This is a genomic window from Kribbella sp. NPDC056951 (genome assembly GCF_042674205.1).
Classification (GTDB): domain Bacteria; phylum Actinomycetota; class Actinomycetes; order Propionibacteriales; family Kribbellaceae; genus Kribbella; species Kribbella yunnanensis.
Genome location: NZ_JBHUQZ010000007.1, coordinates 44,264 through 56,553 on the forward strand (window position 1 = coordinate 44,264; position 12,290 = coordinate 56,553).

The 12,290-nt window shown below is 65.6% G+C and carries 7 protein-coding genes; 1 reads left to right on the plus strand and 6 read right to left on the minus strand.

Annotation, left to right across the window (positions count from 1 at the left end):
- The first annotated feature begins 69 nt into the window (after positions 1–69).
- Positions 70–2,964: a family 43 glycosylhydrolase gene (locus tag ACFTSF_RS26065; protein ID WP_380156364.1), complete on the plus strand. Its 2,895-nt coding sequence runs from the start codon at positions 70–72 to the stop codon at positions 2,962–2,964.
- Here the strand turns inward: ACFTSF_RS26065 and ACFTSF_RS26070 are convergent.
- The 6 genes from ACFTSF_RS26070 to ACFTSF_RS26095 are packed head-to-tail and all read right to left on the minus strand — an operon-like array spanning position 2,929 to position 12,206.
- On the minus strand, positions 2,929–5,616 hold the full coding sequence (locus ACFTSF_RS26070; RefSeq protein ID WP_380156366.1) for a Tat pathway signal sequence domain protein: 2,688 nt from the start codon (positions 5,614–5,616) through the stop codon (positions 2,929–2,931). The two genes, ACFTSF_RS26065 and ACFTSF_RS26070, sit on opposite strands and share 36 nt — an antisense overlap.
- Complete coding sequence (locus tag ACFTSF_RS26075; RefSeq protein WP_380156368.1) at positions 5,589–8,219, minus strand: Tat pathway signal sequence domain protein; 2,631 nt, start codon at positions 8,217–8,219, stop codon at positions 5,589–5,591. The genes ACFTSF_RS26070 and ACFTSF_RS26075 overlap by 28 nt, the downstream gene beginning before the upstream one ends.
- The gene (locus tag ACFTSF_RS26080; RefSeq protein ID WP_380156369.1) at positions 8,216–9,130 is read right to left on the minus strand and encodes a carbohydrate ABC transporter permease; all 915 of its coding nucleotides are present in this window, start codon (positions 9,128–9,130) and stop codon (positions 8,216–8,218) included. Before ACFTSF_RS26080 ends, ACFTSF_RS26075 begins: the two co-directional genes overlap by 4 nt.
- A gap of 12 nt (positions 9,131–9,142) precedes the next feature.
- A complete protein-coding gene (locus tag ACFTSF_RS26085; RefSeq protein ID WP_380156371.1) occupies positions 9,143–10,054 on the minus strand; it encodes an ABC transporter permease in 912 nt (303 codons plus the stop codon).
- Complete coding sequence (locus ACFTSF_RS26090) at positions 10,051–11,580, minus strand: extracellular solute-binding protein (protein ID WP_380156373.1); 1,530 nt, start codon at positions 11,578–11,580, stop codon at positions 10,051–10,053. Before ACFTSF_RS26090 ends, ACFTSF_RS26085 begins: the two co-directional genes overlap by 4 nt.
- The gene (locus ACFTSF_RS26095; protein ID WP_380156375.1) at positions 11,577–12,206 is read right to left on the minus strand and encodes a YesL family protein; all 630 of its coding nucleotides are present in this window, start codon (positions 12,204–12,206) and stop codon (positions 11,577–11,579) included. Before ACFTSF_RS26095 ends, ACFTSF_RS26090 begins: the two co-directional genes overlap by 4 nt.
- Between the last annotated feature and the right edge of the window lie 84 nt (positions 12,207–12,290).

A 12,290-nucleotide genomic window follows, 5' to 3' on the forward strand; every position in this document is an offset into this window, starting at 1 on the left:
GCTTGACGGACCGCGAAGGATCGATCAAAGTACCAGCACTGTTAACGTTAACACCCTGGTGAGGTCGACGTGAAGATCCGCATCCGCCCCATGCTCCACGCAGCCATCGCAGTCCTTGCTCTCCTCGGTGCGCAGGTCGCCCACGCGAACGCCGCCGACACACCACCCGAGCGCCCGGCGGCGGCGCCGTACGTCGGTTATGTGTTCAGCTACTTCACCGGCAACTCGGTCGCCGGTGAGAAGATCTACTTCGCCGCCAGCCGCGGCAACACCGCGCTCAAGTGGGACGAGCTCAACAACGGCCAGCCCGTGCTCGAGTCCACGAAGGGCACGCTCGGTCTGCGCGATCCGTTCCTGATCCGGTCTCCTGACGGTGGCCGGTTCTTCCTGATCGCCACCGATCTGTCGATCGGCCGCAACGGCGACTGGGATGCGGCGCAACGCCGAGGCAGCCGCTATCTCGAAGTCTGGGAGTCCACCGACCTCGTCAACTGGTCCGAGCAGCGCCATGTCCTCGTGTCGCCCGAGACCGCCGGCAACACCTGGGCGCCCGAGGCCTACTGGGACACGGAACTCCAGCAGTACGTCGTCTTCTGGGCATCGAAGCTGTATGCCGCGGACGACCCCGGCCACACGGGTTCGACGTACAACCGGATGCTCTACGCAACGACTAGCGACTTCCGGACGTTCAGCACACCGAAGATCTGGCAGGACCGCGCCGAGTCGCGCATCGACTCGACCGTCATCAAGGAGAGCGGCACCTACTACCGCTTCACCAAGGACGAAGGTGGTGGCGGCACCGGCTGCTCGGACATCATCCAAGAGAAGTCCACGTCGCTGACCGCGGTCGACCTGCCGGGCAAGCCGGCATGGGCAATGCAGGACTCGTGTATCGGTCGCGACGCGGGGACCTCGGCGGTCGAAGGCCCGACGGTCTTCAAGGCCAACCCCGGCGACACCTCCGGCTCCAAGTACTACCTGTTCGTCGACGAGTACGGCGGCCGCGGCTACATCCCGCTCGGCACCAACGACCTCGAAGCACCGAACTGGAAGGTCCCCACCAAGTACTCGCTGCCGTCCAGCCCTCGCCACGGCACGGTGATACCGGTCACCCAGGCCGAGCTCGACCGCCTGCGCAGCGGCATCGTCCTGCCAGACCCGGTGAAGGCGGATGCGAACGGACTGGTTGCCCACTACCCCCTGAACCAGACCAGCGGCACCAAAGCAACCGACACAACAGGACATGGGTACGACGGCCAGGTGGCTGGCGACGCGAGTTGGGTCGGCGGCGCGCTCGCCCTCGGCGGTACCAACGGTCACGTGAAACTCCCCGACAACCTGATGGCCGGGCTCACCGCGACCACGGTCTCGACTCGGGTCTGGATCGACGCCGGCCAGACCACGCCGTACTTCATCTGGGGACTGGGCAACACCGCGAACAACATCGGCAACGGCTATCTGTTCACCACCGGCGATGCCTACCGTACGTCGATTGCCAGCGGCAACTGGTCGACCGAACAGACCGCGTCGTCGAGCGCCGTACCGCGTGGTGCCTGGAAGGCGCTCACCTACACACTCACGACCCAAGGCGTCGCCACGATCTATCTCGACGGAGTTCAGGTCGGCCAGAAGACCGGTGTCACCATCGACCCCGGCGACATCGGCGGCGGGCGCACGGCGGCCAACTACATCGGGCGTTCCGTCTACACCTCCGACAAGTACCTCAAAGGCAAGGTGCGCGACTTCCGGCTCTACAACCGCGCCCTGTCGCCCGCCGAGGTCCGTGACCGGGATGCCGATCCGCGCGCGATCCTGGGCGCCGACGCAGAAGGTCTGAAGGTTCCCGCGGTCATCGACGACGCATCGTCGACCGTCACCTTGCCAGTCCGCCCCGGCACGGATCTCAGCAGAGTGCGACCGGATTTCACCCTCGTCTCCGACTCGAAGATCTCGCCGAAGGGCCCTGTCGACCTCACGTCGCCCAAGACGTTCATCGTGAAGGCCAAGGACCGAACCATGCGGGCGTGGAAGGTCAAGGCCGTCGTCATGCGCTCGCCGGTGCTGCCCGGATACAACGCCGATCCGAACATCGCCGTCTTCGGCGACACCTACTACCTCTACCCAACCACCGACGGAGTCCCCGGTTGGGGCGGCAAGGACTTCTACGTCTGGAAGTCCAAGAACCTCAGAGACTGGGAGCGATCCGCCAAGCCGATCCTCACCCTCGACGGTGCAAACGTGCCTTGGGCAACAGGCAACGCCTGGGCGCCGACGATCATCGAGCGCAACGGCAAGTACTACTTCTACTTCTCCGGCCACAACCCGACGTACAACCGGAAGACGATCGGCGTCGCGGTGGCGGACAGCCCGGAGGGACCGTTCACCGCGCAGCCGACCGCGATGATCCTCAACAACGAGGCGGTCACGTCCGGCCAGGCGATCGACCCGGCCGCGTTCCGGGACCCGCGGACCGGGAAGTACTACCTGTTCTGGGGCAACGGCTCACCCGTGTACGCCGAACTGGGCGACGACATGGTGTCCATCAAACCGGAGACGCTGAAGGCGATCAGCGGTCTGACCAGCTTCCGCGAGGGCGCATTCGTCAACTACCGCAAGGGTTTGTACCATCTGACGTACTCGATCGACGACACCGGTTCGCCCGACTATCGCGTCGGCTACGCGACCGCGACGAGTGTCGACGGACCGTGGACCTACCGCGGTGTCATCCTCGAGAAGGATCCCGCGCAAGGCATTCTCGGCACCGGCCACAACTCGATCATCCAGGTCCCCGGCACGGACGATTGGTACGTCGCCTACCACCGCTTCGGTATGCCGGGCGGCGACGGGACTCATCGCGAGACCACCATCGACCGGCTGACCTTCGCCCCCGACGGGACGATGGCGAAGGTCAAGCCGACCCTGACCGGATCAGGGATTCACGATGTGGTCACCAACCAGCGCTAGGGACTGGATCGCCGCCAGACCGTAGAGTGCCGTCGCGTTCGTGGAGACCCACTTGGCAACCTCGGTCGGGTTGAGGGTGGAGTCGACCGGGTCGGCCTTCCACGGCAGGCCCGGACCATAGCCGTCACCGGTGTAGAACTCCTTCCAGGCCCGGTTCGCGAGATCGTCGCGCTGCAATCGCACCGCGGCGTACGCCGTGAGCCGGGCATGGCCCTGCCGGAGGATCAGGTTGCCGAAGTACGCGCCGCACTCGGCCGTCTGCTCGGCGCGGGTGCCGTTGAAGAGCCGGCAGTACTGCAACCAAGCCGCCTCGAACGCCGGCATCTCCACCAGGTCGATCAGTTCGGCGCAGATCTCCACCTGACCGAACATCGCGCTCAGGTGTGACACGCTCACCGTCTTCTCGGTGACCGGCGCGAAGCGACCAGTGTCCAGGTCGTACAGCCCGCCGCCGGTGACGAAGCCGTTGGGCATCGCCGCGATCGTCTCCATCGTCCCGAGCAGTTTCGCTTTGGCGATCGTTGCCTTCGGCCCCTGACGCTCCCACTCGGTCAGCCAGGCCGCGGCCAGTCCGCTCCAGTCCGTCCCGAGCCCGATGGACAACGCGTGCGGATCCGGCGTGTACGGCTCGGTCCGGATCTTGCGGATCGGGTCGAGGACCAGGAAGGTCCGGTCGGAATCGACCAGCTCGGACAGCAGATCACCGGTGCGTTCGTCGGCGGTCAGGTAGTAGTAGAACCGCCGATAGATCGCCGTACTGATCCGTTGCTGTTTCGCGCTGTCCGCCCAATGCTGTACGCCGTGCCGCGTGCCAAGGCCGGCCCACTTGCCAAGGTGATAGACGTCGACCTCACCGGTGTGCCGCGTCATCGCCTCCGCGAATCGGAAGATGTCGGCGCGACCGGACCGCAGGAACGAGTACCACAGCCACAAGTCAGGCGAGAGCTCCGAATTGTCCCAGGCGTACCCACCGACGTCGTACCGCCAGACCGACCGGTCCTCGTCGAACGAGTGCATGACATCGCCGTAGTCCCAGAACCCGTACCAGTGCCGCGACTCGACCTGCCCACGGTAGTAGTCGAAGAGGAAGTCCAGATGATCCTCGATCGACTTCTTCGCAGGGACCGACCGATCGACCGGACTGATCAGCCCACCGAAGACCCGCGTCGACATCAGCTGGTCCACGGGGTTGATCAGCTGAGGCGGTACGCGCAACTGGTCCGCCATGTCGCCCAGCCGAGCCGCGGTCGGTGTCGCGGCCACCGCCCACAGCATGAGCTCCGACGTCCGCGCGATCCCGTACGGCGTCCCGAACCCAGGCTCGTAGTCCTCGTAGGTGATGTTGAGACCCTCGAGCTGTTCGGGGTACGTGTCCTGTCCCATGCCGTCGTGATAGAACCGCGTGTCCATCGGACCGGCGTCCGGCGACCACAGCCAGACCGTGACTTCGGCCTCGTCGGTCGCCGCATCGCGGATGTCCAGCTGGGTGGGATGCCGCTGCCAGAAGTCACGCAGTCCGAAGGCCACTCCGCCGCTGACACCGCCGACATACCCGAGTCCGGACGCACGACGCCCTTGGTCGACAGGGATCCAGCCGTATCCCTTCGCGGTCCGCTTCTTCACCGTGAAGCCGTCGGCGGTGAGCTGGCTCAGCGAGTAGTCGCCCCACTCGGGGATGTACTGCAGCCGAGTGGTGACCCGCTGGTCCCAGGTCGACGGGTCCGGCAGCTTGGTTCCGGCGACCTGCGCAGCGCGGACGACGGCACCCGGATCGCGTCGCAGTCCGGTGATTCCCTTGACCGCCTCGGCGACCATGCCGTGGTTCTCGCCGACGAAACGGACATGCCGGTCGTACGCCGGATCGCGCAGCGGCACGCGGAATCGCACGCCCAGCCCGGCGATGTGGTCCTTCTGACCGTCCCGGTCGTAGACGAACGTGTGCACGATACGAACGTTCTCGGCACCGGCCGCGAAGTACAGCCGGATCGAGAAAGGCAACCAGGTCTTGCCCTTGCGGGACTTGTGCCGGCCCTCGACCCGCACCACCGCACGGACCGGCCCGGCCTGCTCGACGGTGACGCGGGTGATGTCGCTCTCGTAGCGCTCCCGGACGCTCCCGCTCTCCTCGTCCTCCGGAATCCTTTCCTGCCTGAGGTTCACGAGCTTGCCCTGTCGCGCGATCAGTACGTCGCCACGCCAGATCTGGCTGATCACCTCGGACCCGTGCTTGCGGATCCGCGCCCTGATCACGCCGGTGTCGACATCGACGTACTGCCGCTCGTCCTTGACCGTGACCGGCTGCGCCGGGGCGGCCGGCGTACCCGGACCAAGCGTGTACGAGTCGGCGGGCTCGGCCACCGCGATGGCGTGTGCACTCCACTTGAGTGAGCCATCAGGCCAATAGGCGAGCGGTCTGCTCTGCATCGGTACGGCGCTGCCGTCGGGTGCCGTCAGCGCGAACGACTGGCCGGCCGGTACGGCGCCCTTCGGCCACGGCGTACCCCAGTTGGTGACAGCAGCCGTGGCCGGCTTCCCCTCCAGCCAGGTGAGCTTCACCTCTGAGGGTGCGGCGGAGGCGCTTGGGGTGTCGAGCAGCGACACCACGGGGACGGCGGCCATACCTGCTAGGACTGTGCGTCGGGAGATCTCCATACCGGTCCACCTCTGTCATGTCGGTGTTCGGGGATCAGGGTCAGGTTCTGAATCGCGGCGAGCGCGTACTGCGACGCGTCGTTGGTGCTGACGAACGGCGCCTCGTCGACCGGCATCAAGGAACCGGTGACCGGCGTGGTCCGCCATTCCGCCTCGCGCTGTAAGGCGTTGCGGTTGAGTTGATCGCCTTCGTCGACGAAGAACGCGCGCCAGGCCAGGCGAGCGAGCTCGACGTCACCGGTCCGAGCCGCGGCGTACGCGGCCAACCGGCTGTGTGCCTGGACGAGCGAGATGCCTTGCAACGCGGCACCGACCTCGGCGGCCTGCCGCTCGGGTGGCAACAGATAGAGCCGACAGTAGTCGAGCCAGGCCTTCTCGAACCCCGGTACGTCGAGGTCCAGGTCGATGAGTTCCGCGCAGATCTCGGGGAGTCCGAAGACTGCGGACAGGTGGGAGACCGAGATGTCCCGCCGACTCGTGTCGAAGCGCCCGGTCGACGCATCGAGCGCGGCATTGCCGGTCAGGAATCCATAGCGGAGTACGGCGATATCGGCCATGGTGCCGAGAAGCCGCGAGCGGGCGCGCTCGTCGTCGTACCGCTCCCAGCGCGTGAGCCAGCTGGCCGCGAGAGCACCCCAGTCGACGCCGAGCCCGACCTCCAGCGCACGCGGGTCGGGCGTGTAGGCGTCGGTGCGCACCTTGCGGAGCGGATCGACCGTCAGGAAGGTCTCCTCGGCGGTGGCCAGCTCGTCCAGCAGATCACCGGTGCGTTCGTCGGCGGTGAGGTAGTAGTAGAACCGGCGGTAGATCGCGCTGGAGATGCGGAGCTGCTTGCAGCTGCAACCCCAGTGCTGCACGTTGTGCCGCGATCCCAGACCCTTCCAGCGGCCGAGATGGTGTACGTCGACCTCTCCGGTGTGCCGAGTCATCGCCTCCGCGAACCGGAACACGTCTGCCCGGCCGGTCCGCAGGTACTGATACCAGAGCCACAGGTCCGGCGAGAGCTCCGAGTTGTCCCAGGCATAGCCACCCACGTCGTACCGCCAGGTGTGCCGGTCGCGGTCGTAGGTGTGCATGACATCGCCGTAGTCCCAGAACCCGTACCATCGGCGCTGCTCGCGCTGGCCGACGTAGTACTGGAAGAGGAAGTTCAGTCGGGCCTCGAGGTCCTGGTGATCGGCGGTCGGCAGACTCCAGGTGCCGAAGACACCGGCCTCGAGCATCCGGTTGGGGGAGACCGTCAGGAGACCGGGGGAGTCGAGTAGCGCAGTGTGTCGCGCGAGGTCCTCGGCAGTCGGGGTGCTGTCGTGGGCCCGCAGCGTCAGCTCGTGGGTGCGGGCGATGCCATGGGCGTTGCCGAAGCCTGGTTCGTAGTCCTCGTAGGTGATCTCGAGTCCTTCGAGCTGCTCGGCGTGACTGTCCTGGTCCATGCCGTCGTGCCAGTAGCGCACGTCCATGGCCTGTGCGCTGGGCGACCACATCCAGACTGTCGCCGTCGCGAGGTCAGTGGCCGCATTGCGGATGTCGAGTCTGGTCGGATGGAGCTTCCAGAAGTCACGCAGTCCGAAGCCCAGTCCGCCGGTGGCACCGCCGACGTACCCGTAGCCCGGCGACCTGGTCCCGGCTGGCACGGTCACCCAGGCGTGCTCAGCGCCGGTGCGTTTGCGCAGGGTGAATCCGTCGGCGCTGCTCTGGTCGAGTGTGTAATCGTTCCATTGCGGGATGAGCTGGAGGCGGCCGGAGACCTCAGGGTTCGGGATCTCGCCGATCGCTTGCCCGGTTATCTGGGCCTGCTTGACCTCTGCACCCGGGTCGCGGCGCAGACCGGTCAGTCCGCGGACTGCCTCGGTGAGGAAGCCGGATGGGCCGGCCAGTCTGATGTGGCGGTTGTGCGGTTCGTCGCGCATCACGACGTCCGCGCTGAGCCCGAGGCCGGCCAGGAAGTCCCGGTCCGGATCGCCGTCCCAGATGAAGCTGTGGATGATCCGTACGTCGGTCGCGCCCGCGTAGAAGTAGAGCCGCACCGAGAACGGAAGCCAGTCGCCATGCCTTCCCTCGAGCTTGACCACCGCCCGGACGGGCCCGGACTGTTCCACGGTGATGGTGTCCACGGTCGCCGTCGTCCGCCTCCGATCGCGGCCTCGGACCCGGTCCCCGTCATCGTCCTCGTCCGGGGCATCCTGGCGCAGGCTAACCAGCCGGACGTCCCGCACGATCTCGCGGTCGTCGATGCGAATGGACGAGATCAGCAGGGGCGCACCGAGCACCCAGGTAACCGCGCCGGTCGTCACCCGGATCTCCGCGCCCGCGTGCTCCGCGCCGGCCTGGTCCGCACCCACCTCCTCCACGCGGACCGGGTCGGGCGGCTCGGTCGGCTGACCTTCGACTACCTCGTACGACGAGGGCGGGTGCTCGGCGGGGCCGATCGCGTGCGCGGACCACTTGACCGAACCGTCGGGCCAAGTCGCGGTCGTCCAGCTCTGCACCGCCGTACCGTCGGTCAGCGCGAACTGTGTGCCGTCGGCAACCGTTCCACGCGGCCAGGGAACTCCCCAGGTCACGCCTTGCCGACACGGCGTCTCGAGCCAGTGCACCGTGGTCATTCCTTCACCGACCCGATCAGCACGCCCTTCGCGAAGTGCTTCTGCAGGAACGGGTAGAAGAACAGGATCGGCAGAGTCGCGACGACCACCACCGCGAACTTCAGGCCCTGCTCGGGGAAGGTCACCGTCTCGAGTTGTTGCAGGACGTTCGCCGAGTCCGCGTTGGCCGCGGTCAGTTGGCGGACGATCATCTGCAGCGTCCACTTCTTGCTGTCGTCGATGTAGAGCAACGGCGACATGTAGTCGTTCCAGATCCCGACCGCGTAGAACAACGAGAAGGTGGCGATGATCGGCTTCGACAGCGGCAGCACGATCCGCAGGAAGACGTTCAGCTCGTTGCACCCGTCGATCCGGGCCGCTTCTTCGAGCGCCTCGGGTAGTTCCTGGAAGAAGCTCTTCACGACGATCAGATAGAACGGGTTGATGGCCAGCGGCAGGATCAGTGCCCAGTAGCTGTCCAGCAGACCGAGGTCACGCACAACCAGGTACGTCGGGATCATGCCGCCGCTGAACACGAGGGTGAAGATCACCAGGTTCAGCACCAGTGCACGTCCAGGCAGGAACCGTTTAGCCAGCGGATAGGCCATGGTCAACGTGAGTGTCAGCTGGACGACAGTGCCAACTGCAGTCACGCAGACTGTGGTCAACAGCGCGCGGACGAACGTGTCGGTGGAGAAGATGTACTGGTAGGTGTCAGTGACGAACTTCTCCGGCCACAGGAAGAACGGCCGCGAGCTGATCTCGGACTCGGTGGCGAACGATCCTGCCAGGACGTAGATCAGCGGCAACACCGTGATGAGGCCGAGACCGCACAGCAGCACGACATTCAGTACGTCGAACAACCGGCTGCCGCGAGAGTCGTAGTACCGGACGGACCGCCGCTTGGGCCGGATGGGTGACTTCTTCAGCATCTGCTCGCCTCCTCAGAACAGTCCGCGCTGGCCGAGCCGCTTGGCCAGGAAGTTGGAGCCGAAGATCAGCACAACCCCGACGAGCCCCTTGAACAGACCGACCGCCGTCGCGTAGCTGAACGCGCCTTGGGTGATGCCGATGAAGTAGACGAACGTGTCGAACACATCGGCGACATCGCGGTTGAGCGAGGTCGTCATCAGCCAGATCTGTTCGAACCCGGAGTCCAGCAGGTGACCCGAGGTCAGGATCGCCATGATCACGATCGTCGGCCGGATCGCCGGCAATGTGATGTGCCAGAACTGCCGCCACCGGCCGGCACCATCGACCCGGGACGCCTCGTACAGCTGCGAGTCCACCCCGGCCAAGGCGGCCAGGTAGATGATCGTGCCCCACCCGGTCTGCTTCCACAGCAGCTGCGCCACGATCAGCGGACGGAACCAGTCGGCCTGTGCCACGTAGTCGGTCTTCTGACCGCCGACCAGGCCGTGGATCCAGTTCGCGATCACACCGAAGTCCACCGAGAACAGCAGATAGGTGAGCGAGGCAACGATCGTCCAGGACAGGAAGTGCGGGATGTAGATCAGCGACTGCACCGACCGCTTCACCACGTTGACGCGCAGCTCGTTCAGGAGCAGCGCGACAACGATCGGTGCCGGGAAGACGAACACCACCGTCAGCAGGGCCAGCAGCATCGTGTTGCCGAGCAGCCGGCCGAAATCCGGTCCGGTGAACAGTTCCTGGAAGTGCTTCAGACCGACCCACTCGCTGCCGGAGTAGCCGAGGAACGGCACGTAGTCCTTGAACGCGATGGTGAGGCCGTACATCGGCAGGTACTTGAAGACGACGAAGTACGCGAGGCCCGGCAACAGCAGGAGATACAGCCAGCGGTAGCGCAGCATGTCCCGCCAGAGATGGTTGGTCACTTGGCGACCAGATCGTTGACCTCTTGCGCGATCTGGGTGCCGCCGGCGTCGTACCAGCGCTTGATCTGTGCCTTCAGCTGGTCCTCGGTGATGGCGCCGGACAGGTACTTGATCCGGGCGTCCGGGATGATCGTGTCGAGGGTCTGCCCCTTCGAGACCGCGGTCGGTGCGATCACGCCGAGCGCCGGGTTGAACACCGCGGTCTTCAGGTCCTCGTTCATCAGTACGTCGAACTTGTCGCGCATCGCCCGGCTGGCTTCGTCGGCCGGCCGCAACCGGTAGGCGCCGAGGCCGACGCTGGCCCGGGTACCGAGCTGGATGAAGGCTTTGTCGACGTCGTTCTGGATCGCCTTGATCTTGGGATCGTCCTGGTTCAGCGGTACGGCGAACTCGCCCTCGGCCTTGAAGTTGCGACCCTCGATGCCGTTGGTGAGCAGGATCGAGCCCTCCTTGGACTCGAGTTTGTCCAGCGTCTGCAGCACCTGGGCGAGCTGGTCCTCCGTGCGCACGTGCTGCTTGGAGATCGCCATCACCATGTTGTAGCCAGTGAAGGGGTAGGAGAACTTCTGGCCGTCGGAGCGCTTCAGGTTGCCGACCAGCGTGACCTTGTCGAAGTCCTTGGGGTTCTTCTCCTTGAACAGGTCCAGCAGCTGGGTGGCGCGCACGTTGACGTCGATGATCATGCCGCCCTTGCCCTGGACGAACGCGTCGTTCCAGTTCGCGCTGTCCAGCGTGGCGAAGTCCGGGTTGACCAGGCCTTCGGTGACCCAGCCGCGCAGCCAGCGGTTCGCGGCCAGGAACTCCGGGGTGTCGAAGCCGGGGACCAGTTTGCCGTCGCGCTCACCCCACCCGTTCGGAGCACCGAACCAGGTCTCGATCACGTCGTACGGGCTGGCACTGGCGTAGTTGCCCGGCCACTTCGGCACGATCAGGCCGTAGGTGTCCTTCTTGCCGTTGCCGTCCGGGTCCTGTTCGGTGAAGGCCTTGGCGACCGCCCGCAGTTCGTCGACGGTCTGCGGCTCCTTCAGACCGAGCTTGGCCAGCCAGTCCTTGCGGATCACGATGCCGGACCGCAGCAGCGGCCGGACCCGGTAGATCCCGTAGGTCTTGCCGTTGGTCATCGTGTTCTTGGCGGTCTGCTCGTTGGCCGGCTTCAGGTTCGGGTACTTGTCGAGCTTGCCGGTCAGGTCCCAGAACGCGCCGGCTTCGGCCGCCTTCACGAACGACGGGCCCTTCTCGTTGACCACCATCACGTCCGGGATCTTGTCCGAGGCCAGCGTGACGTTGGACTTGTCGCCGTACTCGGCGTTCGGTACCCAGGTGATCTTGAGCTTCTTGCCGATCAGTTTCTCGACCGCCTGCTGGAGTTCACCGCCCGGATCGGGTGCGGTACCGAACAGCGGCGCCATCACGGTGAGCTCGTCGGCGGCCTGGCCCTGGTCGTCGCTGCCACCGGAACAGCCGGCGACGGCGAGCAGCGCCACGGACGCGGCCAGCGCGACGCGACGTGAGGAGAAGATGGTCATGAGGTCCCTTTCAGATGCAGACGCGCCTCGTTCTCGGCGAAGAAGCGCAGGCAGAGCCAGGTGTTCAGGTGGATCCAGGCGCCGCCGGCCAGCAGGATCCCGAGCACCGGGAACCTCGCCGAGACGTAGCCGATGGAGATCGCGACGAAGAGCAGCACCGCCGACGAGGCCGGTCGCGCGAGCGCGATCAACGATGCCTTGGGCAACAACTCGCGGGTCCGAAGGTCGAAGTGCACGGCCATCGGAAGTAGGTAGGCGCTGATGACGCCGAGCACGGCGAGCGCGCCCAGGCTGGCGAGGCGGGGGATTGTTGCCTGCACTCCGAGCGACGCGAAGTACAGGTAGTTGCCGACCAGCAGCACCACGGCGACGCTCGCCGGCAGCCCCAGGAGGGTGCCTCGACGGAACTCGCTTTTGAACGCTGCGCGGTACGCAGGGAAGATATGAAACGATTCACCAATATTGCGGCGTCTAGACAGGGTGTACGCCGCTAACGTAGCCGGGCCGATACTCAGCGCGACACCGCCGAGCAGCGTGAAACCGAGCCAGAGGCCGTTCAGCCGGACAGCCCAGATCACTTCGTCTGCAGCGTGATAGAGCTTGATCGACCATCCGGTGGCACTCATCATCACTCCTTGGCGGACACCTGCTGCAGGCGAAAAGTGATGTGACCGTATGGTTGAATCGTCTCAATGTCAAGGCTTGGGAAA